The following is a 26,079-nucleotide window of genomic DNA, read 5'->3' on the forward strand; positions in this document are numbered from 1 at the left end:
GGTTAAAAAAACACTTATAAACTTAATAGTAAAAAGTAAATTACAGAAGAAGACAGGTATAAGAACAAAAAAAAGCCAAGGTTAATGACTCCTTGACTTTATAATTAATTAATTCAAATAATTACACCAATGAAAACAAAGTTGGTATAAGTTGACACAAATGTATTAAGCTTAACTCTTCATTATTGTAACTTTGATTTGAATTACCTCTTTTTTGAATTGAAAAACTATTACTTTAATATGAAAAGGGCTGAGCTAAAAAACTCAGCCCTTTTTATTAGGGGAATAATGTCTAAAAAAATTACTTAAGTAATGGATTTGAATCCACTGCTCTTGTTGGATAAGGTAAAATATAAGAAGTCTTTCCTTCTAATTTTAAATCTTCCCATCTTGTCCATTCAAATGACATCTCCAAACGTCTTTCTTCTGCCAATGTTAAAGAAGATTTTCTAGCTGCTTGCAATTCATCTAACCTTGTTGTATTTCCTGCTTCTGCAGAAATTAAATACATCTCAGCAATTCTAGAAATTAATAAGTCAGAATTGTCTTCGGTCTTATATTTCTTTGAATATATATACCCTCCATTATCTTCTTTGCCATCAAAGTCAAATAAGATTTTACGAGTATCCTCTCCTTTTACTAAAGCAGTTAAATCATCTGCTGCTGCGAAACAATTCCATGTTCTAGCTTCAGGGCTCATAATCCACCCCCAAGAACCTGCTTCTTCTGCCTTATTACCTTTATACATAAAAATAACCTCTGGATCTCTTTCTAATGGATTTACTGCTAACGTAAATTTACCTGATGTAATTAACTCTTCAGCCTCTGTTCCTGCTGCTACAATATTTCCTTTCACTCTATAAACTCTAGCTAAAAGAGCGGATGCTGCTTCTTTAGTAGGTGTCTTTTGACTCTCTAATAAGCTAAGTCCATTAAAACTTACACAGTTTGCTTTTGCATATTTTAAGTCTTCAACGATAAAGTTCAATACATCCTCCTTTGAAGAAGGTGCGATAGGTGTTCTATCATAATTCTCATCAACTAAAGGTACTCTCTCGAACATATCATACAACCTTAAATAACTTAAAGCTCTGTTATAACGCGCTGCTCCTTTTTGTGCTTCATTTGCAGAAGGAACCTTTAAAATAGTATTTGCTCTATCAATACCAGCATAATAATCTGCATAAAAATAGCTTAATAAAATATCTCCTGCGGGTACCTTATTTTCATAAAAGTTCTGAACTTGAAACCACTGAAATTTAACAGGTTTATAGTTATCTCCCATAATTTCAGTATTCATGATAGCAAAATATCCATACTGATTAGGGTGTCTCATTTTTTTGTGCAACCCTGTTAATAACTTATCCACGTCTTCAGTAGCTAAATTATCATTAGCATTAAGAGATGCCTCTGAAGGTATATCTAACTGATCACTACAAGATGTTGTTAATATTGCAAATACTCCTATAAAAAGTATTTTTGAAATTTTTTTAATCATCTTTATTTTTTTTAAAATTTAACATTTAACCCTATTAAGAACGATTTAACGTTAGGAATACCACCTAAATCAACTCCAGCTTCAATTTTACTTCCGTCAGTTCTGTCTTGACCACTTTGAGCTGTTTGATCTACATAGCTTACTTCTGGATCTCCACCAGAATACTTAGTAAATGTAAATGGGTTTCTTACTTGAGCATAAAGTCTCAAACTTTTTATAAACTTCACATCTGAATCTTTTAAGAAGTTAAAGTTATATCCTAAAGTAATATCTGAAATTCTTAAATAATCTGCATCTTCTAAGTATCTACTAGATCTTTGAGTGTTCCATGCAGAAATTTCAGAAGATAAATGAGGCCTAGGGTTAGAAGCATTTGTATTTGTTGGTGTCCAATAGTCTAACATTTCTGTTAACATATTTTCAGAATAAGATGGTGCTCCGACTGCTCCTCCATTTAATCCGTCCTCTTTAAAAAGTGCGTATACTTTTTTACCTATAGAGTACTGACCACTAATTCCTAAATCAAATCCTTTGTATTCAATAGAAGTATTAAAACCACCATAAATAGGAGCTATACCTCCTTCAAATACTTTTTTATCCTCATCAGTAATTTTACCATCACCATTTTGATCTACATAAATCATGTCTCCAGCAGCAACTGTTTGTCCATCAACCCCATCAGCATCTTTATATGTATACTCTTCTGAAGCTACTCCTGCTGATTCTAATATAAAGAACGAACCTAAAGCACTTCCTTCTTTAACAATAGAAGTGAATCCTGTTGTATATTGTCCTGTCTCAGACCCTACCTTTAACACTTCATTATCGTTATATGAAAAGTTAGCTCCAAAATTCCATTTGAAATTTTCTTTTTCGATTATTCTTGCATTAATATTAGCTTCGAATCCTTTATTTGAAATATTACCTACATTTGCTAACATAGTTCTAAATCCACTTTCTTGTGGTACATTAACTCTACTTAAAAGATCTTGAGTTTCTTTTTCATAATAATCTAAATTAACATCAATCCTATCAAATAAAGTAATGTCTAAACCTAAGTTTAAAGCTTGACCTTTCTCCCACTTTAAATCAGGGTTAAAAATAGTAGTAGCAGCTAAACCTGGTGCTTGATCATAGTTTTCACCAGAACCTATCAAACTTTGCCCTGAAGCATAAGAGATACCAGTTTGGTTACCTGTATATCCAAAAGAAGCTCTTGCTTTTAATTCAGTAATCGCCGGTACATTAAAGAATTTCTCATTAGAAATGGTCCATCCAATAGATGCTGCTGGGAAACTTCCCCATCTGTTTTCTTCAGTAAATTTTGAAGACCCATCATACCTTGTTGACACCATAAAATGATACTTTGAATCCCAAGATAACTGTAACCTTGTAAAATATGATTCTAATGCCATTGCTTTATAAAAGCTACGTCCTTGATTTATCTCTCCTGCAGAAACTAACCAACTCAAATCACTTGAGGGAAAGTTTTCTCCAGATACGAAAGAATCTTCATATTCCCATTTCTGGAACGAGTGTCCTCCTAATAATGTTAATTTTAGCTTATCATTAGCAAACTTATCTGTATAAGTTACTGTATTCTCAATTAAATAATCTCTGTTATTCTCTGTACTATAGTAACCGTAACCTGTTGGTACTCCATCTCCATTTAAACCTCTTCTTGTGTTAGGAGCATCATACCTATTGTACCTATTACTTCTTATGTTACCACTAAAAGCTGAGTGCCACACTAAACTTTCAATAGGGGTTACATCGAAAAATAATGTACCTCCCAAGTTTTGCCACTTATCAGTTACTTTTCTTTCAAAAGCAAATAATGGGTTTGAAAAGTTATGAACAGCTATATTACCGTCTGCGTCATAAGGACTAACATCTGGTCTTGCTCCTAACGCATTTGAATAAGGTTGGTATGTATTATTATCATCTGAAAAAGGTGTTGCTTCTGAAAAAGAAAAGTAAGAATTTACTCCTAACTTTACATAATCATTCATCTTCTGCTCCACATTTAACTTTATACGCCCTATTTTATAATTATCCTTTTTAATAATTCCTTCTTGATCAAATAAAGACGCTGATAAATATGCTCTTGTATTTTCTCCTCCTCCAGCAACACTAAATTGATATCTTTTAACTGTAGCATTATCTCTTAATACTAGCTTCAACCAATCAGTATTATAAGGACTATTTGGTAATGGATTTAAAATTGTTGGGTCTTTTGGCCCAGCTAAAGCTCCAGAAGCAATATCTTGCTCATAGTTTACTCTTGCTGCATCTAACACTTGCTTGTATCCTTGAGCATCTAACAAACTTGGTCTTTTAATAATGTTTTGAAAACCATAAGAAGTATTGAAAGATACTGATAGATCTTGTTGATATCCCCCTCTATTTGTTTGAATTAAAACAACACCATTTGAAGCTCTAGATCCATAAATTGCTGTTGAAGCTGCATCTTTTAAAATACTGATACTTTTAATATCTTCAGGAGAAATACCAGACATATCTTCTTGTGGCACCCCATCAATAATATATAATGCATTATTTGATGCGCTTAAAGAACCATTACCTCTAATACTAATTTGAGTTGCATCACCTGCTCTACCACCTGTACTTACAATTTGTAAACCAGAAGTTTTACCTTGTAAAGCCTGTGCTACATTGGCTACTGGCTTATCTTGTAACTGTTCCACGCCTATAGTTGCTACTGACCCTGTTAAGTCCTTTTTAGAAGTTGACCCATATCCAACAATAACTATTTCTTCTAATAGGTTAGCATCTTCTTGCATTAAAACATTAAGTTCTGATCCAGCACCAACTGCTTTTTCAGTCACTTGCATTCCTACAAAACTAAACACTAAAACATCTCCTTCTTTTGCATTTAATGAGTACTTTCCATCAAAGTCAGTCTCTGTACCTGTGGTCGTACCCTTTAAAATTACATTTACACCTGGTAACGGTCCTGAACTATCAGACACCACTCCGGTGATTTTTTTCTCCTGTGCACTCATATTCAGTAAAAAACCAAAAAAGAAGAATACACAGATTACATTTTTCCAATGTAGATTCATAAATTATTAAATTTTTATTAATTAACAGTTGTAAATCTAAAGGCTATAAGTTTTTGTTAACACCTATTTGAAGCTAACAACCTTTAATTTGATGTGAAAAAACAATTTTAAGAAGTTAACTACCCCCCCCATTAAAAACAACCAGATGTTAATTAGTGTTAAATTTTTTTAAACCTCATTATTTAGCTTCTTTTTAAAGGTTTTCTTCATTATTTTTGCAGCATTAATCAACTAATTATTAATAAAGCAGTCTCCTTCAACTACCTTTTAATAATTACCAATCTAACCTTAACAAAAAACTCTAGTTTTAATAAAACTTTAACTACAGTTAGACAAGCATTTAATTAGGGATATCCCTTATATGACTGTTATAGTTTTTGGAAAATAAAATGTAAATGAAAATATCAATTTTAATTGTTGACGACGAAAAAACTGCTCGATCTAGATTTAAAAAATTAGTGAGCGATTATAGTTTTATAGAAATTGTTGGTGAATGTTCAGATGGTTTAGACGCTATAGAAAAAATCAACACCTTATCTCCTGATGTTGTTTATCTTGATACTAAGATTAATAATATGACTGGATTTGATATTATTGAAAAAATAACCTTACCTAAAAAACCATTTTTTATTTTTACAGCTTCTTCTAACGAGCATGCTGTAAAAGCCTTTGATTATTTTGCTTTTGATTATCTTTTAAAACCGTTAAAAGAAGATCGTTTTTATGCTTCTATTAAAAAGGTTATTGATTATAAGAAAATAGAAAAACTTTCAGACTTAGACAACATCTTAGATCTTGTAAAAGAGAAGACTCCTATTGAAATGCCTGTAAAAGGAACCAAGATTAATATTAAATCGGGAAACAAAATAATTTTCTTAGAGCGAAACTCTATTAAGTATATATCCGCTTCAGGTTACTATGTAGAAATTTTCACTACTGATAATAAAAAGTATTTATTAAGAGAATCCTTATCTAGCATAATTAAAAGGTTAAACTCTATTTTTTTTGTTAGAATTCACAGATCTACTATAATCAACTCTAATTTTATTGATGAAATTATCACTTCTAATTATGGTGAAACTGATGTTAAAATTAACGATAACAAAACCTTTAGAGTAAGTAAAAGCTACAAGAAGGATTTTCAAGAACTTATGGGAGTTAAATAACAATTCTTTCTTTTTGAATTCTTATTTTTGTTTAATGAGTACCAACAAAAAGTATAAAAGAATCATTTCTTTGGTTCCTAGTCAAACAGAACTTCTAGTTGATTTAGGACTTGAAGAGAATATTTTAGGCGTAACAAAATTTTGTGTTCATCCAACGCACTTGACGAAAACAAAAACCATTGTTGGTGGTACCAAAAACATAAAATTTGACAAAATAAAAGAGCTTCAACCTGATATTATTCTTTGCAATAAGGAAGAAAATACTAAAGAAATAGTTGAAGCTTGTCGACAAATAGCATTCACCCATGTTTCTGATATTTTTACACTTACTGACTCTTTAGAATTGATTTTTTTATATGGAAGTTTTTTTGGAAAACAAGTTGAAGCTAAAAAAATGGTTAGCGACTTAGAATCTAAAATAATAGATTTTAAAAAATTTGTTACAAACAAAAAAAACACTAAAGTAGCTTACTTTATTTGGAGAAATCCATGGATGGTAGCTGCGGATAACACATTCATTAACCACCTACTGGAACTAAATAGGTTTGAAAATGTTTATGCTAACGAAGAGAGATATCCTGAAGTTGACATAGAAGATATCCAGAATAAAAAAACAAAATTGATTTTATTATCTTCTGAACCTTTCCCTTTTAAAGAAAAGCATATTATTGAAATAAAAGAACACACAAGTAACTCCACTCCTATCTTAGTTGACGGTGAATACTTTTCTTGGTACGGTAGTAGATTGTTAAAAGCTTTTGATTACTTTAAGGAGTTACACAACAGGATTTGACATATCTTCGTCTAAATATTTTATTCTATTTAGCTTTTCTAATATCTTCATTGCTTTAAATGCTGAGCGATCACTTTTACACTCATCTTCATACTTATAATCGTTAGCAGTCTCAACCAATCTACGGTATCTTTCTTCAAGATGTTTTCTATATCTTCGTAATTGATTAATTCTAGACATTTCTAATTGGGTTAATACTGATTATAAATATACATATTTATTTGATTTACAATTACATAAAACAAAAATTAAATATAAAACGGGGAAAAACCCCTTAGCGACATATCAAAAAACAAAAAAACTCTTGATTTTTTCAAGAGTTTTTTTGTTTTTTGATAATAACTCTCATTATCTATCTGTTGTCCTGCAATGCAAATACCTGACGTAATAACGCTGTATTACGCAGACCTACTTTAGTACGTATTCCTTTTTCTTCAACCGCAATCATAGTAAACACACCATCTAACGCTTCAGTAGTCACATAATCAGTTAAATCTGGATTTACTTTTTTCACGAATGGAATACTGTTATATTTTGAGATTAAGTTTGACCAAATTTTATCAGCTCCTACTTTAGCAAATGAGTTTTTAATCACTGGGTTAAACTCACTATACAAAGCCGATGTTGTTTTCCCTTCTAAATAAGAAGTTGCAGCATTATCAGCTCCTAATAAAATATTTTTTGCGTCTGCAAAGGTAATTTCCTTAACTGCATTTACAAAAATAGGTGTAGCTGTTTTCACAGCATCTTCAGCTGTTCTATTAATTGCTTTTAAACCCTCATCAGCTAAATTCCCTAAACCTATTTTTCTCAAACCTCTATCAACTGCCTGTAACTCTTCTGGCAGTAAAATTTTTACCAAATTATTTTTATAAAATCCATCTTTCGAAGTTAACTTGGTTACCTGATGCTGAATACCATTATCTAAAGCTTGACGTAAACCATTACCTATTTGACTTTGTGATAATACTCCACCTTGTGGTAATTGATTTACCACTTTTTGTAATTCTGCACATCCCATAAAAGTAAGTGCAATAAAGAATATTGTAATTTTTCTCATATTTACTTGTTTGATTTTATCTATACTTTAGAAACAATAAACTAATTATTGTCACATTTATTTGAAGCTATCCGTATTTTTATCATATCCATACGGACAGTGTTTACATCCATTTTTACAACAATATCCTCGTCGTAAATGGTATGCTTCTTTAAAAACTCTATACCCTTGTTCATTCGTATAATACTCATCAGGAGTAGGTTTTAATATCTTATTTCTCATGTTTACAAATATCATAAAAAAATACGTTAAACAGGTTTTATATTCCTGCTTAACGTATTTATATTAATCTTTAATAAAAATTAAATCTTACTTTTTAGCATTAGGAGGATACTCCGCCATAATCTCACCTACAAACTCTTTAACACGAGCTTCTTTCCGTTCTACACTACTTGTACTTAAAGCACCAGTACCTATTCCTTGCCATACCAATTCTTTCTTTTGAGCATCTAATAAATCAACAAATAATGTTCCTTCAGTATATTGAGAAACAGTTACAGGACTTTGCCCATAATACCATGGATAATAAAACCCTCCATAGTAATTATCGTTTACATTTACACGCTCACGAGATTTAGTAAACAAACTCACTAAAACATCTGGTGTAGCTGATTTTGTCATTCCTTTAGCCATCAACTCTGCTTCAATAGCACGCATAATACGTTTTTTATCTAAATCAGAAATTGGAGCTTTGTCAATCCCAGTCTTGTAAAACGCAAATGTTTTGTACTGATTAAAATCGGTTTGTGTATCGTAATCAGTTACTACTCTTACCGAACTACAAGAAGTAATTAGTAAGGCTACAATTGGTAAAAAAAGTAATTTTAAATTTTTCATTTTCTTAGAGTTTACATATTTTCTAATAATGCATCATCTACTAAGTTAGGAAGTGTTACTTTTAACTTCTTTTCAGCTTCCATGGCACGTTTAATAGCAAAAACAGCTTCGTTATTTCGTGCCCAACTACGTCTTGCAATTCCGTTATTAACATCCCAGAAAAGCATTGATTTTAAGCGTCTTGATGCATCTTTAGAACCATCAAGAAGCATGCCAAATCCACCATTAATTACTTCTCCCCATCCTACTCCACCACCGTTGTGGATTGAAACCCAAGTAGCACCTCTAAAACTATCTCCAATTACATTATGAATTGCCATATCGGCTGTAAAACGAGAACCATCATAAATATTAGAAGTTTCACGATAAGGCGAGTCGGTTCCAGAAACATCGTGATGGTCACGACCTAAGACTACTGGACCTATTTTTCCTTTCTTTATTGCTTTATTAAAAGCTTCCGCTATTTTCATACGTCCTTCAGCATCTGCATACAAAATACGTGCTTGTGAACCTACTACTAACTTATTTTCTTGTGCTCCTTTAATCCACTGAATATTATCCGCCATTTGCTGTTGGATTTCTTCTGGAGATTTTTTCTTGATTTTTTCCAACACTTTACACGCAATAGCATCTGTTTTGGCTAAATCTTCTGGATTTCCTGAAGCACATACCCAACGGAAAGGACCAAAACCATAATCAAAACACATAGGCCCCATGATATCTTGTACATAACTAGGATACTTAAACTCTCTTCCTAACGTCGGATTCGGATTCATTACATCAGCTCCTGCTCTGCTCGCTTCTAACAAGAAAGCATTTCCGTAATCAAAGAAATAAGTTCCTTTTTCTGTATGTTTATTAATCGCTTTTGCGTGACGACGCAGTGTTTCTTGCACTTTTTCTTTGAACAGCTCTGGTTGTTCTGCCATCATAATATTAGCACCTTCAAAAGAAATATCTACAGGATAATATCCTCCTGCCCAAGGATTATGCAATGATGTTTGATCTGAACCTAAATCGATATACACATCTTCTTCAGCAAACTTTTCCCAAACATCCACTATGTTTCCTAAGTATGCTAACGAAACTACTTCTTTATTTTCTTTTGCTTTTCTAACACGTGCTACCAATTCATCTAAATCGGTAATTTTTTCATCAATCCAACCTTGTTCTAAACGAACCTGTGTTATTTTCGGGTTTACCTCAGCACAAACAGTAATACAACCAGCTATATTTCCTGCTTTTGGTTGCGCACCACTCATTCCACCTAAACCTGCAGTAACAAATAAATTTCCTTTAGGTTCTTTTTTAATCTTACGGAATCCGTTTAGTACAGTAATGGTTGTTCCATGAACAATTCCTTGCGGACCAATATACATATAACTTCCTGCAGTCATTTGTCCATATTGAGTTACACCTAAAGCGTTGAATTTTTCCCAATCATCTGGTTTCGAGTAATTCGGAATCATCATTCCGTTAGTTACAACCACTCTCGGAGCATCTTTATGCGAAGGAAATAATCCCATTGGATGCCCTGAATACATTACCAAGGTTTGCTTATTTGTCATTTCAGACAAGTACTTCATGGTTAATAAGTACTGAGCCCAATTAGAAAATACTGCTCCGTTCCCCCCATACGTAATTAATTCATGTGGGTGTTGTGCTACAGCATAATCTAAATTGTTTTGAATCATTATCATAATAGCCTTCGCTTGCTCCGACTTTCCTGGATACTCTTCGATAGAGCGTGCCTTCATTTCATAATCAGGACGCAAACGATACATATAAATACGTCCGTACTTCTCTAATTCTTCAGCAAATTCAGATAATAACTCTTCGTGATGTTCTTTATCAAAATAACGCAATGCATTACGTAAAGCCAACTTTTTTTCTTCTTCAGTTAAAATTTCCTTACGTTTTGGTGCGTGGTTTATCGTAGTATCATACTCCTTTTTTGGAGGTAATGCAGTTGGTATTCCTTGTTTTATTTGTTCTTTAAAAGTCATTTTATACGTTTTTGAGTTTTCAATAAAAGTTTGAAAACTTGTTAATTTTATATGTGTTGATAAGCGTAAAAATGAAGAAACTATGGATAACGGATATCTGCTCTGTGGTACTGAGCTTCAATCCTCTTCTTATATTTTAAAGTTAAAAAATCCATCTTCTTTGAAGTTTGCACAAATATAAGTTTATACAGTTAAAAACGGTACTTTAAAAAAACATAAATTTTTCATCTCTTTTTATTTTTTCTGTTGTACTAACAATAAATTGTACCTTTGATAAGTTGTATTGCACAAATAGGTTTATGATCTTTATTTCAAAACATATAATCCCAAAAGGTTTTTCTGGAATGACATTATACCCTTTTATCTTTTTAAAAAGAGAAGATTTAAAAGGTGATCCTGTTTTAATAAACCACGAAAAAATACACTTAAAGCAGCAATTAGAATTGTTGATTGTTTTCTTCTATCTTTTTTATTTTATAGAATGGTTTATCAAGCTGTTAATTTACCGTAATACTTCTAAAGCATATAACAATTTAAGCTTTGAGCGAGAAGCTTATCAAAACGAACATAATTTAGATTATATCACTACTCGAAAAAGGTGGGCATTCCTTTCCTATTTATAATTGTTAAAACATCCTGCTTTTTTTTTAGATTTCCGTAAATTGCGTACCCGAAAATTAAGACAATTTACGAATGGAACAAATAACTCCCTATAAACCTAAACACAAAGTACGAATTGTAACTGCGGCTTCTTTATTTGATGGACACGACGCTGCCATTAATATTATGCGCCGAATTATTCAATCTACTGGGGTTGAAGTAATTCACTTAGGACACGATAGAAGCGTTGAAGAAGTAGTAAACTGTGCTATTCAAGAAGACGCAAATGCAATTGCTATGACTTCGTATCAAGGTGGACATAATGAGTACTTTAAGTACATGTACGATTTATTGCAAGAAAAAGGAGCTGGACATATTAAAATATTTGGTGGTGGTGGTGGAGTAATTCTACCAGAGGAAATCAAAGAATTGATGGACTACGGAATTACTCGTATTTACTCTCCTGATGATGGTCGTGAATTAGGATTACAAGGAATGATTAACGATTTAGTGCAACAATCAGACTTTGCTATCGGAGATTCACTAAACGGTGAGGTAAATAAATTAGCAGATAAAGAAGTGGGGAGTATTGCTCGCGTAATTTCTGCTGCGGAGAACTTCCCAGAAGTTGCCAAAGATGCTTTAGATGCTATTCACGAAAAAAATAAAAATTCTAAAACTCCGGTTTTAGGAATTACGGGTACGGGTGGTGCTGGTAAATCGAGTTTAGTGGACGAATTAGTTCGTCGTTTCTTAATTGATTTCCCAAACAAAACTATCGGATTAATTTCTGTTGATCCTTCAAAAAGAAAAACAGGTGGTGCTTTGTTAGGAGACCGTATTCGTATGAATGCCATCAACAATGAACGTGTATATATGCGTTCATTAGCTACACGCCAGTCAAACTTAGCCTTATCTAAATACGTAAACGAAGCAGTAGAAGTTTTAAAAGCTGCTGAATTTGACTTAATCATTTTAGAAACTTCAGGTATTGGACAATCAGATACAGAGATTATCGAACATTCTGATACTTCTTTATATGTAATGACACCTGAATTTGGTGCTGCAACACAGTTAGAAAAAATCGACATGCTTGATTTTGCTGATTTAGTAGCCATCAACAAATTTGATAAAAGAGGTGCTTTAGATGCCTTACGTGATGTAAAGAAACAATACATGCGTAACAATAATTTATGGGATGTTCACATGGATGACATGCCTGTTTTTGGAACGATTGCATCTCAATTCAACGATCCAGGAATGAATTCGTTGTATAAAGCGATTATGGACAAACTGGTTGAAAAAACAGGTGTCGATCTACAATCTACTTTTGAAATTACGAAAGAAATGTCTGAAAAGATATTTGTAATTCCTCCAAGTAGAACGCGTTATTTATCTGAAATTTCAGAAAACAATCGCGCATACGATAAAAAAGTTGATGAGCAAGAAAAAGTAGCTCAGAAACTTTACGGAGTTTATCAAACCATCTTATCTGTCATTCCGAACGAAGTAACAGAATCTTTCCTTACAAAAAATGGCATTGATCAAGATGAAATTCAGAAACAAGTTCAAGAAGAAGAGCTACCGTTTGTAAAATTATTATTTGCTCAATTTGATAAAATAAAACTGAATCTTGACCCACATAACTGGGAAGTTATTTTAAACTGGCAAGACAAAGTAAAAAAATACAAAGATCCTATTTACTCGTTTAAAGTACGTGATAAGGAAATTAAAATAGAAACACATACAGAGTCACTTTCGCACACACAAATTCCGAAAGTAGCGTTACCAAAATACCAAGCTTGGGGTGATTTATTACGCTGGAATTTACAAGAAAATGTTCCAGGAGAATTCCCTTATGCTTCAGGATTATACCCATTTAAACGTACTGGAGAAGATCCAACACGTATGTTTGCTGGTGAAGGTGGACCTGAGCGTACCAACCGTCGTTTCCACTATGTTAGTTTAGGTATGCCTGCTAAGCGTTTATCTACTGCATTTGACTCGGTTACATTATATGGAAACGATCCAGGACACAGACCTGATATTTATGGTAAAATTGGAAATGCTGGGGTATCTATTTGTTGTTTAGATGATGCTAAAAAATTATACTCTGGTTTTGATTTAAGTCACGCCATGACTTCGGTTTCTATGACCATCAACGGTCCTGCTCCGATGTTATTAGGGTTCTTTATGAATGCTGCGATTGATCAGAATTGTGAAAAATACATCAAAGAGCATAAATTAGAGAAAAAGGTTGAAGCAAAGCTTAAAGAATTATATGACAATAAAGGTATAGAACGTCCTAAATATAATGGTGATTTACCAGAAGGTAATGACGGATTAGGGTTACTACTTTTAGGTGTTACAGGTGATCAAATTTTACCTGCGGATGTATACGCTGAAATTAAAGCAAATACTTTAGCACAAGTACGTGGTACAGTTCAAGCAGATATTTTAAAAGAAGATCAAGCACAAAACACGTGTATTTTCTCTACCGAGTTTGCCTTACGTTTAATGGGTGATGTACAAGAATATTTTATTGAGAAAAATGTCCGTAATTTCTACTCAGTATCTATCTCAGGATATCATATTGCAGAAGCTGGAGCAAACCCAATTACACAATTAGCCTTGACCTTAGCGAATGGATTCACTTACGTAGAATACTACTTATCTAGAGGAATGGACATTAATAAGTTTGGACCAAACTTATCGTTCTTCTTCTCTAATGGTATTGATCCTGAATATGCAGTAATTGGTCGTGTAGCTCGTAAAATTTGGGCGAAAGCTTTAAAACACAAATACGGTGCGAACCCAAGAGCGCAAATGTTAAAATATCATATTCAAACTTCTGGACGTTCATTACACGCGCAAGAAATTGATTTTAATGATATCCGTACAACACTACAAGCGTTATATGCGATTTACGATAACTGTAACTCGTTACACACAAATGCGTATGATGAGGCGATTACAACACCTACAGAAGAATCGGTACGTCGTGCCATGGCAATTCAATTAATCATCAATAAAGAATTAGGATTAGCTAAAAATGAAAATCCAATTCAAGGTTCTTTCATTATTGAAGAATTGACTGACTTAGTTGAGGAAGCAGTATTAACTGAGTTCGATAGAATTACAGAACGTGGTGGAGTATTAGGAGCAATGGAAACGATGTACCAACGTTCTAAGATTCAAGAAGAGAGTTTATACTACGAGACCTTAAAACATACAGGTGAATTCCCAATTATTGGAGTAAACACCTTCTTAAGTTCTAAAGGTTCTCCAACGGTTACTCCACAAGAGGTGATTCGTGCAACAGAAGAGGAAAAACAATTCCAAATCAAAACGAAAGAAAACTTAAACAAAGCGCATGAAGATAAAATAGAACAACTTTTATCTGAAATGCAATCGGCAGCTATTAACAATCAAAATCTTTTTGAAAAATTAATGGATGCTACTAAAGTTTGTTCGTTGGGTCAAATTACTGCTTCATTGTTTGAAGTAGGTGGTCAATACAGACGAAACATGTAAGCAAACAATGTTTGCAGATAAATATTTAAAACCTTCACTTTTGTGGAGGTTTTTTTTAGGCTTTTTTTCCTATAATTTGTAATGTTTTAGATAAAAATAGACGAATTGAAAAAATAAGATAATATGACCCTTAGAAATCAATTAAAAGAGCACGCTGATAACAGTGCCAAAAACATACCTAAAGAAGCAAAAGATATAATGCTAGCTGGTATTGATAAACTAGAAAAAACTGATATTATAAAAAACGCAACAAAAAAAGGTGATATTTTTCCTGATTTTTCTTTACCTAATGCAAAAGGAGAATTAACTTCTCTTAACGCGCTTCTTGAAAAAGGAAAAGTGGTAGTTACTTTTTATAGGGGTGGTTGGTGCCCTTATTGTAATCTTGCTTTAAAAGCATTACAAAATGTAGTACCGCAAATTAAAGAGAAAAATGCTACACTAGTTGCTGTTACTTCTGAAACACCCGATAATACGCTTTCGGTTAAAGAAAAAAACGAGTTAGATTTCGAAATTTTAACTAGTAAAGACAACGGACTGGCAAGATCTTTAGGTTTAACCTACAAGTTACCAGAAGAGCTAGCTGATTTATATAAAAAATTCGGAATAGACCTATTAGAAAGCCAAGGAAATAAAGCTAATGAGTTGCCTATTGCTGCAACCTATATTATTGAAACCGATAAAAAAATAACTTACAGCTTTATTACTGAAGATTATAAATTAAGAGCAGAGCCTTCTGATATTGTTGCTGCACTTTAATTTACTGATTTAAATTTTTAAAAAAAGTTAGCTCAAGTATTTGAGCTGACTTTTTTATGTTAAAAGAATCGATTTTAATTACTATTTATTTTCTATTTGTAAAGTAGCTTGTTTACTTGCTTTTCTTCCTTTTAAAAAAAAGAGAATAAAAAATATCATTACAACTCCTAAATAAATGGAGAACCCTCCTATTTTTGCACTTAAAGTTTCTACCAAATCTTTATAACTAGATAAACTATATATTTCTAAAATACGTAGTGCAAAACCAACATTTAATAAATAAAAACCAATTTTAAAAAGCTTATTTGTAGCCATTGCAATTTCTACCTTTTGATGAAAAATATCTAACATAAATATTTTACTATTTTTAAAAAGGTGATATGATACAAACGTTGTTAATCCAATTGCTATTGGTAAATAAATAATGTAGGCGATTAATTCTAATGAATTGTTCATAGTTATTGATTTTTAAAGTGTTTGTGAATTAAATAAACTGTATAAATATTGATAAAATGGAGTGAGGCAATTATAAGAATCATATAACTCAACCTCTTTGTTATTTCTAGTATTACTTCTTCTAAACTATTTATATGATTCATTGTATTTAAACTCCAAACGATTAAACCAATGTTTAACAAATAATAAACTATTCTTAAAAGATTATTTATACCGTTTCCAAAATTGATTCTATCAGGAAAATAATTTAGAATATATACTTGCCCATTTTTATAACAAGCCTCTCCTACCCAAAGAACAATTGTACTTGATAATAATAGGTATATCATATATGTGAATTGACTCATATTTCTTTTTTTATCATTTCTAAAATATAAGTCCAATAAATTGATAAAATTACTGGTATAGCACATAATATGTAATAAATAATGTGGTTTTTGCCGATATTATATTCACCAACAAAAAAACAAGCACTAAAAAAAAGCACAACTGACGTACCATAAATCAACATTAATTTCCGTTCAAACTTGCTAATAGTACCTGAATAAAATAAAGTGAGTAAGAATGAGAACACATGAAAGAATCCTATCATAAAGGCTAAAATAGCCGCTAAAGAGAGGAAATCATTTTTTAAAATTGATAAAATTAAGAGCACTAAAAATGGAATCATTAAAACTCTATTAATCCAGGTCATTATTGAGATATTTATTTTCATAGTTTCAGAAATATTTGAAAATTTTATTTTAAATTTTTTTACTTTTTTATCATTTTTGTAAAACTTGATAATAACCAGTGCTCATCAGCCTTAATTGTTTTATCAAGAATAGTATTAACTGTATTTGTTACGGTAGATAAATCTTTCATTACTTTTTTAAACTCCATTGCTTCTTCAGAATTATCATTTACATTATTTTGTAACTCATTTAAAACATTTAAAACAGGTTCAATTTCTCTTTTCTTACGCTCTTTGGTAACTTGTTTAAATAATTCCCAAATATCTTTATCAGCAACAAAAAACTCTTTACGCTCTCCTATTACAAACTCTTTATTTACAATTCCCCAATCTATCAATGCTCTTACATTCATGTTTACGTTTCCTCTAGAAATTTTTAGAGTTTCCATAATAGCATCTGCAGACATCGGTTCGGTTGATACTAATAATAAAGCGTGTACTTGCGCCATTGTTTTATTAATTCCCCAACTTGTAGCTAAACTTCCCCAAGTATGAATGTATTTTAATTTTGCTTCATCTAAATTCATGTTACAAATATAATACTAATTATCAAACTTTCAATAATTACTGAAAATAAAATACTGAACTTTTTTAATTTATTTTGTAATACTTTTAATTAAACGAATACTAATTAATAAGAACAACTTTGAGTAACGATTTTTATATAACATCTATATTACCACATGCGGGTCTTATCATTAAGTTATGCAGGGCATATACAGATTCACAACAAGATTTTGAAGACTTTTACCAAGAAGCTTGCTTACAAATTTGGAAAAGTAGAGATGCTTTTCAGGAAAAAAGCGAAAGTAATTTTTAGAAAAGACCCAACCACGCTAAGCAAACTAGCCTTAACAGGTAGCTTACCAACCGCATATATTAAATGGTTAGAAGTAGTTAAAAAGTTTTACACAGTTGTAACCAACGACACAGACATTCAAACAAAACTCTTACGATTAAAGATAACTATAGAAGAAATAAATAACACCACCCAACAAATAACCAACTTAGAACTAGCAAGAGCAACCTATTTACAAGAAAAAGGAGAAAGTCAAGATGCAACAAAAGCAAAAGACAAAGCCTTCAGTGAAATAGACGATTGGATGAGTGAATTTTATGCAGTAGCTAAAATAGCACTAGAAGACAACCCACAACTTTTAGAATCAATAGGTAAATTTGTAAGAAGTTAAACTTTCAACTAACACATTACAACTCTCATTCTGACCCGTCCTAAAAAACCGTTACAGTTTTTATTAGGATTAAAAATAGTTAAAACACAGATAAGACAGCTGTCTTATCTGTGTTTTTGTTTTTATAGGTTTTTATTCTGATTTTATTTTGTTTATGCATTTGTATTGGAGTTAGCATTTGACATGATAAATGTGGTCTTTTGGTATTATAAACATCAACACTTTGTTTTACTATAGTTTTCATCATTTTAATACTAATTGTATCCGTATTGATTAAAAATTCTTGTTTTAAAATTCCATTGATTCTCTCAGCCACTGCATTTTGATATGGATCATACGATTCTGTCATACTACATCGAACCTTATTCCTGTCAAGGATCTTTTGATACTGATTACTACAATATTGCAATCCTCTGTCAAAATGATGTATCAAGGCTTCTTTCGGATATCTCCTGTTTCTAGTAGCTTGTTTTAATGCTTTTATAGAACTCTCTACAGCTAAAGTATTTGATACATAATATCCAACTACCATCTTAGAATAAGCATCTGTAATAAGAGATAAATACATTGGATTACTTCTGTTACCTACATAAGTGATGTCTGCTACCCAAACTTGTTCTGGTCTTTCTATATTTAGACCCTCTATCAAGTTTTTATGTTTTCTAAAACGATGATGAGAGTTGGTAGTTATATGATAACTTCGTTTAGGCTTTATCAACATATGATTGGCTTTTAAAATAGAAAACAAACGATCTCTTCCAACACTCAACTTCTGTAATGGTTCTTTTAAGATATGATACAATTTTCTTGTGCCAATACGCGGTTGATCCATCCGAACACGCTGAACTAACTCTGTTACTTGTTTAGCAATAGATTGTCGTTTTTGTTTTGATCGTATGGCTCGATAATATACTTGCCTGCTAACCCCAAGTAACTCGCAAGTAGATGAGATACTCTCTCTATAATGTATTTTAAACATATCAATTACTTGGGGTTGGAGTTTTTTCTGATAGGGATATTAAATTCTTTTTCCGCTAAGTCAATCATCATATCAAACAGAATAACATCCTTATCAGCACGTTCAGCCAAATGTTCTGCACGTGCTTTCTGTTTCTCTAAGAGTTTGATCTTTTCTTCTAATTCTAAAATCTTTTGTTCGGGAGTCTTTGACATAGAAAGTGGAGTTTGATTCTGCCAATCAAAGTTACCATATTTTTTTAACCAAGTTCTGATAGTAGCTCCTGATTGAATACCATATTTAGATAGAGCTTGGGTACGCGTGAGCAAACCTTGCTCAACCTCTTGAACTACTTGAAGTTTGAAAGACAAGGAATAGTCTTTCTGAGTACGTTTTACATAAGTTGTTTTCATTACACTTGAATTTTTGTGTAACGATATTTCAGGACGGGACATCCGTCCTAAAAAAGCAGTTAAAAGGTAATACCTTTTAACTGCTTTTTTTGTTTCAACAACAAGTAAATTACTACCTACAATACTTACAAATACTTCATTTAAAAAATTATCTTTGTCATCAATCTTAAACCCTCTGATTTAAAATATTAAAAATCTAGTTTTGTATAACTTTTTAACATCCAAAAAACTACTGTTAGAAATGAGAACTTATTCTAAAGACATTAAAGAATTTGAAAAAAATAAGCGTTTAAAAATAAAGTAAATCATGAGTGTTTTTTAGGTAAAAAAAACAATATATAACAAACAATAATTAAAATCATTTTTTGTTATATCTCCACTAACTAAACTAAAAATTAATTTATGGCATCACTTAATCCCCTTAGTGGTAACTTAGATTTAAGAAAAGCTAAGCATCTACTTAGGCGTGCTACCTTTAATTACACTAAAGATCAATTAGATGTATTTACAGGTATGACTGCAACTGAAGCTATTGATAGTCTAACTATTGATTCTCCACACACACTTCAAGAACCTTATGATCCTCTTCCTGAAGGTAGTCCAGATGAATTTTGGACTTCTTCACCTACATTGCCTAAAGATTTTGAGGGACAAACTAGAAAACGTGCCATAGTTGCAGGATGGTGGTGGTACAATGCCATAAATCAAGTTAGCTTAAAACACAAATTGTCATTTTTCTTTCACACCTGTTTTACCGTTTCAAAAGATGGTGGTTCTGGTGCTGCTACCTATTTTTATGATTATTTGCGATTACTAGATTTTTATGCTTTAGGAAATATAAAAACCTTAGCAAAAAAAATCACCTTAGATAGTTCTATGCTGTACTATTTAGATAATCATAGGAATAATAAATACAACCCTAATGAAAATTATGCTAGAGAATACTTAGAACTTTTTACTATTTTAAGAGGAGAGCAAATTGGCCCGGGCAATTACACTAACTATACAGAAGAAGATATACAAGAAGCTGCAAAAGTGTTTTCTGGATTTAAAATAGAAGAAAACAGAAGTATTATTGATCCTGATACAGGAATTCCGATGGGTTATGTAAACTTTGAACAACATAATTCCGATAATAAAACATTTAGTAACGCTTTTAACAATCAAACCATTACTGGTAGAGAAACTACTACTGAAATATTTGAGGAATTAGATGATTTTGTTGAAATGGTTTTTGCCCAACAAGAAACCGCAAAAGCTTACTGTAGAAAGCTATATCGTTATTTTGTAAAAAGTAAATGGGATGATGAAGTTGAAACAGATATTATTACCCCATTAGCAGACTTGTTAATTGCAAATGATTTTGAAATAGTTCCTGTGGTAAGAACCCTGCTTTCTAGTCAACATTTTTACGATGCTGACGATAGTATTGCTACAGATGAAACAATAGGAAGCATTATTAAAAGCCCACTACAATTAGTATCTGAAATATGTTCATTATTTAATGCATCCATTCCAGATCCTACTAGTAATCCTTTAGAATATTATCATATTTTTTTCAAAAGGTTTATACATGATAACTATTTTGTTACATCAGGTATGGATCTTTTCAGTCCTTTTGATGTAGCTGGTTACCATGCATATTTTCAAGAACCCGATTTTGATAGATATTGGTTTTCGTCCAATACAATTATAGGAAGATATAGTCTTATTGAAAGTTTAATTCAAGGAGTAAATACTATTGGTTCGGGTGAAATTTCTGCAACAATAGATACGGTATTATTTGTAAGAAATAACATCACAGGCGCTCAAGATCCTAATGTATTAATATCTGAAATGGCCAATTTATTGTACCCAGAAGCTATTGATACTGATAGAGTAAACTATTTTAAACAGTTTTTGGTAGAAGATGGCTTTCCAGATTATTATTGGACTGGTATATGGAATAGATATTTAAATGATAACGACAATTTTACTGTAAAAACTCGTATTGATGCTTTAGTTACTGCCATGATTAATGCAGCTGAATTTCAATTAATGTAATTATGAAAAGAAGAAACTTTATAAAACTTTCGGCAACAGCTTCAGCAATTAGTTTAACACCATTTCAACTGCAGGCTGCATTAAAAACATTTATGCCGTATATAGATTGCCCAGATATTTCTAATAGAAAACTAGTGCTCGTAAATTTATCTGGAGGAAATGATGGTTTAAACACCATTGTACCGCTAAATCAGTATGACATTTACAGTAACCTAAGACCTAAAATAAAAGTTCCGGTTACAGGAAGTAATCAATACATTACGTTAGACAGAACACTTATAAACAACCAGCAAATAGGTTTACATCCAGCACTTACAGGTATTAAAAGCTTATACGATAGAGGTTGGGTACGAATCATGCAATCTGTAGGATATCCGTCACAAAACAAAAGTCATTTTAGATCTAATGATTTATATTTAACAGGAAACGATGGAAATAGTGTTTTAAACGGGTCTAGCACAGGTTGGATAGGACGCTTTATGGAACGTTATTATTCAAGTTTAGTTACACAAAACTTCCCTATTGCCATAGAGATTGGTGCGGTTAATAGATCGCTAGGCTTCCATTCTCAAGAAGCTCATAATTTATCTTTAAACCTTTCAAGGCAAGATCCAAATAACTTTTATTCTATTGTTAATGGGTTATTAGGTGAGGCACCTTTAAATTATCCAGATTCAGATTATGGAGACCAATTACGATTTTTAACAGGTATCGATTCGTCTACAGACACGTATTCTGAAGCTATTTCTACTGCTTTTGGTAAAGGTACAAATGCTTCAACGTATCCAGATAATGACTTATCTAATCAATTAAAAACAGTAGCTCGATTAATAAGTGGCGATTTAAAAACCAAAATATACATGGTGCATATTCATGGTTTTGATACACACGATTCGCAAGTTCAAGGAGGTGGAGAAGTTATTGGTTCGCATTACAATTTACTTTCAGAATTATCTGGTGCTATGGAAGCTTTTATGAATGATTTAAATAGTCAAAATTTAGCAGATGATGTGGTAGGACTTACCTTTTCTGAGTTTGGTAGAAAAGCTGCAGAAAACGGAAATTTAGGTACAGACCATGGTGAAATAGCACCTATGTTTATTTTTGGTAAACCTGTTAAAGGAGGTGTATCTGGAACCAATCCAGATTTGTCTGAAGCTACTAGCGCTAATAATTTTCAACTTACAACGGTTCAGTATGACTACAGACAAACATTTGCTACATTACTTCAAAACTTTTTGGGTGCAAATGATGCTATTATTGATGAAACCTTTTTTAACCATACCTTAAACGACAGTTTTGTTAATTTAAAAGTAGGTGATATTTTAAAATCTGAGTTTGATATTTCTCTAGGATGTATTCCTAATCAAAATGATAACTTTCAAGAAAACAAAAAATGGTTACTGTATCCTAATCCTTTTAAAAACACCATTAATTTATCTAGTATTGAATATCTAGAATCCGTTTCATATAAAATTTATGATAGTTCTGGAGCCTTTTTAATGAGTAGAACAGACCGTTTAGTTAACGGTAAAGCAACCATCGATTTATTTAACCTTAGTAGTGGTGTTTATTTTTTTGAAATTATGCTATCTAATGGTAGTAATGAAGTTCATAAAGCCATTAAAATATAATTTATTAATGATTATGAAAGCAATAAAAGTACTAGTAAAGTCAATCATTTTTTTATTTTTAATATCCTCTTGTAATGAGCCTTATATTAAATTCTCAAGCAATAATCAGGTAGTAAATGATACTGATACCATTGATAAAAAATTATGGTTACTAAAACACAGAAGGTACCAAGAGCCAGGAATATACCTTTACAACGAAACAAGTGGAGTATTGGAAAAAGAACTGGAGTTACCTAAAAATTTAGAATCTCCGCATGCCATAGCATTCGATGGTAAGTTTTTGTGGGTTGGTGGTATTGGCGAAGAAGAATCAATATATCAAATCGATCCACATACGGGTGCAATAATTTCTGAAATTCCAAACATAAGAACAGAAGGTATTGCTGTTGATGGAGATTACATATATTATTCAGTTTATGAAACGAATATTATTAATAAGATTGATAAAAATGGAAAATTTGTTGAAGAAATAGTAACACAAAATGCTTCACTTAGCATTCCTGATATAGCTATCGATGGTAATAAATTATACTACTTACGTTATACTGTAACAGCCCCCATAGTTAAACTAAACTTATCTAACAAAAATGAAAGTTTCATTCCACTTTCTGGAAGCATCGACACTTATTGCTTAACTATTTTCAATAGTGAAATTATTGGTGTAACGCTACTTAATGGTATAAGTCGATTTAAGCAAAGTTCTGGCGATTTTATTTCTTCTAATGCTACTGGTATTGAGGGATGGATAACAGCAATTGCTCCCCATTATGAAACGATAGAATCTGAACAATAACATTTAAAAGATTTTTTGTTATATAAAGAATTCCTTAATAGGTAATTGAAATCAATTTATTTTATAATTTAAAACTTCTAATAAAAAAGCCTTTATATAACAAAAGTAAATGTTTAACAATTGTAAAACTGACAAAAACTTAATTTTTAATGACTTATTCTCTGGTTCTGCTTTTTTTACAAAATCATAAATAATTATTTTATTCAAAAAAATAAGTTCTGCAACAGCTACAATTACTAAAAAAGTTATTCAAAGATTTTCTTGTTTAAAAAAAACATAGGCATTTAAATGTTTAAGTCTATTTATAAACTAAAGGTAAAAAAACTAACTTAACAACATATGAAAACAGTTTAAAATAACGTCTGGATTAGCATCGACAGGAAAACAATTCTCATTCATAATGCACTAACCTTTCCTTTGTAAAATGGTCAATCCTACTCGTATTTTTTCATATGGGACTTTCTCTCCTAAAAACTCAAAATAAGGTTTTAAAGCTGTTTCATTTTTCAATACTTTTTTCGCATTTGCCACCAAAGCTAATGTATCTGCCTCTATAAACTCATCCAAACTCACATCTTTTCCGTCTAGATATAACTTAGATAAATGAGAAAAAATAGTAGTAGGTTTTAATCCACGATTCTCTGCTATTTCTTCAACTGTAAACCCTTCTTTATATAACTTAAACGTTTCTAAAGTGGTATCTTTTTTAGTTTTCTTCTTTTCGTTTAAAAAAGTTTTGATTTCTTCCATAAACTCAGCTCCATACACTTCTAACTTTCGCTGTCCCACTCCACTTATTGCTAGAAATTCTTCGTCAGATTGTGGTCTTTCGTTTTCTATTTCTTTAAGTGTAGCATCATTAAAAACCAAATAGGCTGCAATATCTTCTTCTTGAGCAATGCGATAACGCAGTTTTCTCAAACGCTCAAACAATGTATCCTTAACTGCTTTTTTCTTTTTCTCTTTTGTTACCGTTTTTACTTCTTTTGTAAACTCCACTGGTGTTGTTAATTGTACTTTTTCTCCTTCAAAAAGCACTTTATTTGAGAACTCAGTAAGTTGCAAACTATTATTTAAATGAAAAGCAATTTGACAATACCCCTGATTGGTTAACTGAATTAAATAATGCTGCCAATCTCTCCAAGAAATATCATTCCCTACACCATAAGTTTTTAGCTTATCGTAATTCTTATCTAACACAGCCGCATTTTTTGCACCTCTTAGTACATCAATCACCATACCCATTCCTTCTTTTCCTTGCAATCTATAAATAGCTGACAATCCTTTTTGGGCAATAACTGTTCCATCAAAAAATTGGGGAGGATTCTTGCACACATCACAGTTCCCACAATTTTCTTCTATCAATTCTCCAAAATAACTCAAAAGTATTTTTCTTCGGCAAACAGTGGCTTCAGTAAATTGCTTCATCCGCTCTAGTTTTGCCTCCTGTACTTCTTTATTTCCTGTATTTTCTATAAACTGACGTAACTGAATAACATCTGCATAGCTATGAAATAATAAGGCATTCGCTGGCAAACCATCTCGTCCAGAACGTCCAATCTCTTGATAATAGCCTTCGATATTTTTGGGCATATTGTAATGAATTACCCAACGAACATTCGATTTATCGATTCCCATTCCAAAAGCAATCGTAGCACAAACTACCTCACAATCGTCTTTTATAAATGCTTCTTGTGTTTTTGCTCTTTCCTCAAAAGGTAATCCAGCATGGTAAGCTTTAGCATCAACATTATTTTGTTGTAGCTTTTTTGCTAATTGCTCAGTAGCTTTTCTACTCAAACAATAAATAATCCCCGCTTCATTAGGCCTTCTTTGAATAAACTTAATAATTTGTTGTACTCTATCATTCGCAGGACGCACCTCTAATGCGATATTCTCTCTATTAAAAGAACTTATAAATTGTGCTGCATTTGGAACAGATAATTGTTCTAAAATATCTTGCTGGGTTGCTTTATCTGCTGTAGCTGTTAATGCTACTATTGGAGTTTCTGGTAACGATTTTTTAAGAAATGCTAATTGTTTATAGGAAGGACGAAAATCATGTCCCCATGCAGAAATACAGTGCGCCTCATCAACCGCTATGCAACTTATATAAGATTGGTTCAATACATTTTGAAGCAATGATAAACTTTCAGGAGCAACATATAATAGTTTTATACTTTTTGAAGCTATTGCATCAAATACTTGTTGCTGTTCTTCAGTTGATTGACTACTGTTAAAAAAAGTAGCAGAAATCCCATTTGCTTTTAAGCTATCTACTTGATCTTTCATCAAAGCAATTAATGGAGAAATTACCAATGTAACTCCTTCAAAAAATAATGCTGGTAATTGGTAACAAATAGACTTTCCTCCTCCTGTTGGCATAATAACCAACGTATCTTTTTTTGCTAAAATATTTTCGATAATAGCTTGTTGCTCTAAACGAAAACTATCGTATCCAAAATTTACCTTTAATTTTTCTAACAATTCTTGTTCTGTAATCTGCATCATTTTGCAAAA

Annotated in this window: 24 protein-coding genes; 10 read left to right on the forward strand and 14 right to left on the reverse strand. The window is 31.8% G+C overall.

Going from position 1 to position 26,079, the window contains the following annotated elements; genetic code table 11:
- Positions 1-301: 301 nt before the first annotated feature.
- Together Q4517_RS08055 and Q4517_RS08060 are read right to left on the reverse strand one after the other, a co-directional pair.
- Positions 302-1,498, reverse strand: a complete 1,197-nt coding sequence (locus Q4517_RS08055; protein WP_303508016.1) for a RagB/SusD family nutrient uptake outer membrane protein — start codon at positions 1,496-1,498, stop codon at positions 302-304.
- 11 nt (positions 1,499-1,509) lie between these two features.
- Positions 1,510-4,584 carry a TonB-dependent receptor gene (locus Q4517_RS08060; RefSeq protein ID WP_303508017.1) on the reverse strand — a complete coding sequence of 1,025 codons (3,075 nt, stop codon included), beginning with the start codon at positions 4,582-4,584 and terminating at the stop codon, positions 1,510-1,512.
- Positions 4,585-4,979: 395 nt separating this feature from the next.
- Between Q4517_RS08060 and Q4517_RS08065 the strand changes: the two genes are divergently transcribed.
- Together Q4517_RS08065 and Q4517_RS08070 are read left to right on the forward strand one after the other, a co-directional pair.
- Positions 4,980-5,750 carry a LytTR family DNA-binding domain-containing protein gene (locus Q4517_RS08065; RefSeq protein WP_303508018.1) on the forward strand — a complete coding sequence of 257 codons (771 nt, stop codon included), beginning with the start codon at positions 4,980-4,982 and terminating at the stop codon, positions 5,748-5,750.
- Between the two features lie 34 nt (positions 5,751-5,784).
- Positions 5,785-6,543 carry an ABC transporter substrate-binding protein gene (locus Q4517_RS08070; protein ID WP_303508019.1) on the forward strand — a complete coding sequence of 253 codons (759 nt, stop codon included), beginning with the start codon at positions 5,785-5,787 and terminating at the stop codon, positions 6,541-6,543.
- Here Q4517_RS08070 and Q4517_RS08075 read toward each other — a convergent pair.
- From Q4517_RS08075 to Q4517_RS08095, 5 genes are all read right to left on the reverse strand, one after another.
- Entirely contained in the window at positions 6,526-6,723 is a 198-nt protein-coding gene (locus tag Q4517_RS08075; protein ID WP_125069320.1) for a hypothetical protein, read from the reverse strand. The two genes, Q4517_RS08070 and Q4517_RS08075, sit on opposite strands and share 18 nt — an antisense overlap.
- A gap of 172 nt (positions 6,724-6,895) precedes the next feature.
- The gene (locus tag Q4517_RS08080) at positions 6,896-7,603 is read right to left on the reverse strand and encodes a DUF4197 domain-containing protein (protein ID WP_303508020.1); all 708 of its coding nucleotides are present in this window, start codon (positions 7,601-7,603) and stop codon (positions 6,896-6,898) included.
- A 57-nt stretch (positions 7,604-7,660) separates the two neighbouring features.
- Complete coding sequence (locus Q4517_RS08085) at positions 7,661-7,825, reverse strand: DUF5522 domain-containing protein (RefSeq protein WP_299009226.1); 165 nt, start codon at positions 7,823-7,825, stop codon at positions 7,661-7,663.
- A gap of 87 nt (positions 7,826-7,912) precedes the next feature.
- Positions 7,913-8,440: a DUF4136 domain-containing protein gene (locus tag Q4517_RS08090; RefSeq protein ID WP_303508021.1), complete on the reverse strand. Its 528-nt coding sequence runs from the start codon at positions 8,438-8,440 to the stop codon at positions 7,913-7,915.
- An 11-nt stretch (positions 8,441-8,451) separates the two neighbouring features.
- Entirely contained in the window at positions 8,452-10,446 is a 1,995-nt protein-coding gene (locus tag Q4517_RS08095) for a urocanate hydratase (RefSeq protein ID WP_303508022.1), read from the reverse strand.
- A gap of 344 nt (positions 10,447-10,790) precedes the next feature.
- Between Q4517_RS08095 and Q4517_RS08100 the strand changes: the two genes are divergently transcribed.
- From Q4517_RS08100 to Q4517_RS08110, 3 genes are all read left to right on the forward strand, one after another.
- Positions 10,791-11,069 (forward strand): hypothetical protein, encoded by a 279-nt coding sequence (locus tag Q4517_RS08100; RefSeq protein ID WP_303508023.1) that lies wholly within the window; start codon positions 10,791-10,793, stop codon positions 11,067-11,069.
- A gap of 70 nt (positions 11,070-11,139) precedes the next feature.
- Complete coding sequence (locus Q4517_RS08105; RefSeq protein ID WP_303508024.1) at positions 11,140-14,580, forward strand: methylmalonyl-CoA mutase family protein; 3,441 nt, start codon at positions 11,140-11,142, stop codon at positions 14,578-14,580.
- 123 nt (positions 14,581-14,703) lie between these two features.
- Positions 14,704-15,339 (forward strand): peroxiredoxin-like family protein, encoded by a 636-nt coding sequence (locus Q4517_RS08110; protein WP_303508025.1) that lies wholly within the window; start codon positions 14,704-14,706, stop codon positions 15,337-15,339.
- Positions 15,340-15,420: 81 nt separating this feature from the next.
- On the opposite strand, the gene Q4517_RS08115 is transcribed toward Q4517_RS08110, so the two are convergent.
- Genes Q4517_RS08115 through Q4517_RS08130 form a run of 4 tightly spaced genes read right to left on the reverse strand, consistent with a single transcriptional unit; the run spans position 15,421 to position 17,055 of the window.
- Positions 15,421-15,795, reverse strand: a complete 375-nt coding sequence (locus Q4517_RS08115) for a hypothetical protein (protein WP_303508026.1) — start codon at positions 15,793-15,795, stop codon at positions 15,421-15,423.
- Positions 15,796-15,797: 2 nt separating this feature from the next.
- On the reverse strand, positions 15,798-16,142 hold the full coding sequence (locus tag Q4517_RS08120; protein WP_303508027.1) for a hypothetical protein: 345 nt from the start codon (positions 16,140-16,142) through the stop codon (positions 15,798-15,800).
- The gene (locus tag Q4517_RS08125; protein ID WP_303508028.1) at positions 16,139-16,510 is read right to left on the reverse strand and encodes a hypothetical protein; all 372 of its coding nucleotides are present in this window, start codon (positions 16,508-16,510) and stop codon (positions 16,139-16,141) included. Before Q4517_RS08125 ends, Q4517_RS08120 begins: the two co-directional genes overlap by 4 nt.
- A 38-nt stretch (positions 16,511-16,548) precedes the next feature.
- Entirely contained in the window at positions 16,549-17,055 is a 507-nt protein-coding gene (locus Q4517_RS08130) for a GbsR/MarR family transcriptional regulator (RefSeq protein ID WP_303508029.1), read from the reverse strand.
- A 119-nt stretch (positions 17,056-17,174) separates the two neighbouring features.
- On the opposite strand from Q4517_RS08130, the gene Q4517_RS08135 reads away from it, so the two are divergent.
- Entirely contained in the window at positions 17,175-17,348 is a 174-nt protein-coding gene (locus Q4517_RS08135; RefSeq protein ID WP_303508030.1) for a sigma factor, read from the forward strand.
- Positions 17,314-17,718, forward strand: a complete 405-nt coding sequence (locus Q4517_RS08140) for a hypothetical protein (RefSeq protein WP_303508031.1) — start codon at positions 17,314-17,316, stop codon at positions 17,716-17,718. The genes Q4517_RS08135 and Q4517_RS08140 overlap by 35 nt, the downstream gene beginning before the upstream one ends.
- Positions 17,719-17,797: 79 nt before the next feature.
- Here the strand turns inward: Q4517_RS08140 and Q4517_RS08145 are convergent, their stop codons facing one another.
- A complete protein-coding gene (locus Q4517_RS08145; protein ID WP_303508032.1) occupies positions 17,798-18,697 on the reverse strand; it encodes an IS3 family transposase in 900 nt (299 codons plus the stop codon).
- A 5-nt stretch (positions 18,698-18,702) separates the two neighbouring features.
- Positions 18,703-19,089: a helix-turn-helix domain-containing protein gene (locus Q4517_RS08150; protein WP_303508033.1), complete on the reverse strand. Its 387-nt coding sequence runs from the start codon at positions 19,087-19,089 to the stop codon at positions 18,703-18,705.
- Between the two features lie 402 nt (positions 19,090-19,491).
- On the opposite strand from Q4517_RS08150, the gene Q4517_RS08155 reads away from it, so the two are divergent.
- From Q4517_RS08155 to Q4517_RS08165, 3 genes are read left to right on the forward strand one after another with little or no spacing between them, the layout of a single operon-like run.
- The gene (locus tag Q4517_RS08155) at positions 19,492-21,132 is read left to right on the forward strand and encodes a DUF1800 family protein (protein WP_303508034.1); all 1,641 of its coding nucleotides are present in this window, start codon (positions 19,492-19,494) and stop codon (positions 21,130-21,132) included.
- A 2-nt stretch (positions 21,133-21,134) separates the two neighbouring features.
- Positions 21,135-22,766 carry a DUF1501 domain-containing protein gene (locus Q4517_RS08160; protein ID WP_303508035.1) on the forward strand — a complete coding sequence of 544 codons (1,632 nt, stop codon included), beginning with the start codon at positions 21,135-21,137 and terminating at the stop codon, positions 22,764-22,766.
- A gap of 13 nt (positions 22,767-22,779) precedes the next feature.
- Positions 22,780-23,559 carry a YncE family protein gene (locus Q4517_RS08165; RefSeq protein ID WP_303508036.1) on the forward strand — a complete coding sequence of 260 codons (780 nt, stop codon included), beginning with the start codon at positions 22,780-22,782 and terminating at the stop codon, positions 23,557-23,559.
- Positions 23,560-23,964: 405 nt separating this feature from the next.
- Here the strand turns inward: Q4517_RS08165 and recQ are convergent, their stop codons facing one another.
- Positions 23,965-26,070, reverse strand: a complete 2,106-nt coding sequence (gene recQ / locus Q4517_RS08170; RefSeq protein ID WP_303508037.1) for a DNA helicase RecQ — start codon at positions 26,068-26,070, stop codon at positions 23,965-23,967.
- Positions 26,071-26,079: the final 9 nt, after the last annotated feature.

This window comes from Tenacibaculum sp. 1_MG-2023 (genome assembly GCF_030547425.1).
Taxonomy (GTDB): domain Bacteria; phylum Bacteroidota; class Bacteroidia; order Flavobacteriales; family Flavobacteriaceae; genus Polaribacter.

Bases quoted from the DNA above. Each gene is read 5' to 3' on its own strand.
- Q4517_RS08125 (WP_303508028.1), bottom strand. From the start codon at position 16,510: ATGAAAATAAATATCTCAATAATGACCTGGATTAATAGAGTTTTAATG.
- Q4517_RS08075 (WP_125069320.1), bottom strand. From the start codon at position 6,723: ATGTCTAGAATTAATCAATTACGAAGATATAGAAAACATCTTGAAGAA.
- Q4517_RS08145 (WP_303508032.1), bottom strand. From the start codon at position 18,697: ATGTTTAAAATACATTATAGAGAGAGTATCTCATCTACTTGCGAGTTA.
- Q4517_RS08055 (WP_303508016.1), bottom strand. From the start codon at position 1,498: ATGATTAAAAAAATTTCAAAAATACTTTTTATAGGAGTATTTGCAATA.
- Q4517_RS08060 (WP_303508017.1), bottom strand. From the start codon at position 4,584: ATGAATCTACATTGGAAAAATGTAATCTGTGTATTCTTCTTTTTTGGT.
- Q4517_RS08115 (WP_303508026.1), bottom strand. From the start codon at position 15,795: ATGAACAATTCATTAGAATTAATCGCCTACATTATTTATTTACCAATA.
- Q4517_RS08155 (WP_303508034.1), top strand. From the start codon at position 19,492: ATGGCATCACTTAATCCCCTTAGTGGTAACTTAGATTTAAGAAAAGCT.
- Q4517_RS08120 (WP_303508027.1), bottom strand. From the start codon at position 16,142: ATGAGTCAATTCACATATATGATATACCTATTATTATCAAGTACAATT.
- Q4517_RS08085 (WP_299009226.1), bottom strand. From the start codon at position 7,825: ATGAGAAATAAGATATTAAAACCTACTCCTGATGAGTATTATACGAAT.
- Q4517_RS08105 (WP_303508024.1), top strand. From the start codon at position 11,140: ATGGAACAAATAACTCCCTATAAACCTAAACACAAAGTACGAATTGTA.
- recQ (WP_303508037.1), bottom strand. From the start codon at position 26,070: ATGATGCAGATTACAGAACAAGAATTGTTAGAAAAATTAAAGGTAAAT.
- Q4517_RS08100 (WP_303508023.1), top strand. From the start codon at position 10,791: ATGACATTATACCCTTTTATCTTTTTAAAAAGAGAAGATTTAAAAGGT.
- Q4517_RS08140 (WP_303508031.1), top strand. From the start codon at position 17,314: ATGCTTTTCAGGAAAAAAGCGAAAGTAATTTTTAGAAAAGACCCAACC.
- Q4517_RS08130 (WP_303508029.1), bottom strand. From the start codon at position 17,055: ATGAATTTAGATGAAGCAAAATTAAAATACATTCATACTTGGGGAAGT.
- Q4517_RS08080 (WP_303508020.1), bottom strand. From the start codon at position 7,603: ATGAGAAAAATTACAATATTCTTTATTGCACTTACTTTTATGGGATGT.
- Q4517_RS08150 (WP_303508033.1), bottom strand. From the start codon at position 19,089: ATGAAAACAACTTATGTAAAACGTACTCAGAAAGACTATTCCTTGTCT.
- Q4517_RS08070 (WP_303508019.1), top strand. From the start codon at position 5,785: ATGAGTACCAACAAAAAGTATAAAAGAATCATTTCTTTGGTTCCTAGT.
- Q4517_RS08095 (WP_303508022.1), bottom strand. From the start codon at position 10,446: ATGACTTTTAAAGAACAAATAAAACAAGGAATACCAACTGCATTACCT.
- Q4517_RS08110 (WP_303508025.1), top strand. From the start codon at position 14,704: ATGACCCTTAGAAATCAATTAAAAGAGCACGCTGATAACAGTGCCAAA.
- Q4517_RS08160 (WP_303508035.1), top strand. From the start codon at position 21,135: ATGAAAAGAAGAAACTTTATAAAACTTTCGGCAACAGCTTCAGCAATT.
- Q4517_RS08165 (WP_303508036.1), top strand. From the start codon at position 22,780: ATGAAAGCAATAAAAGTACTAGTAAAGTCAATCATTTTTTTATTTTTA.
- Q4517_RS08090 (WP_303508021.1), bottom strand. From the start codon at position 8,440: ATGAAAAATTTAAAATTACTTTTTTTACCAATTGTAGCCTTACTAATT.
- Q4517_RS08065 (WP_303508018.1), top strand. From the start codon at position 4,980: ATGAAAATATCAATTTTAATTGTTGACGACGAAAAAACTGCTCGATCT.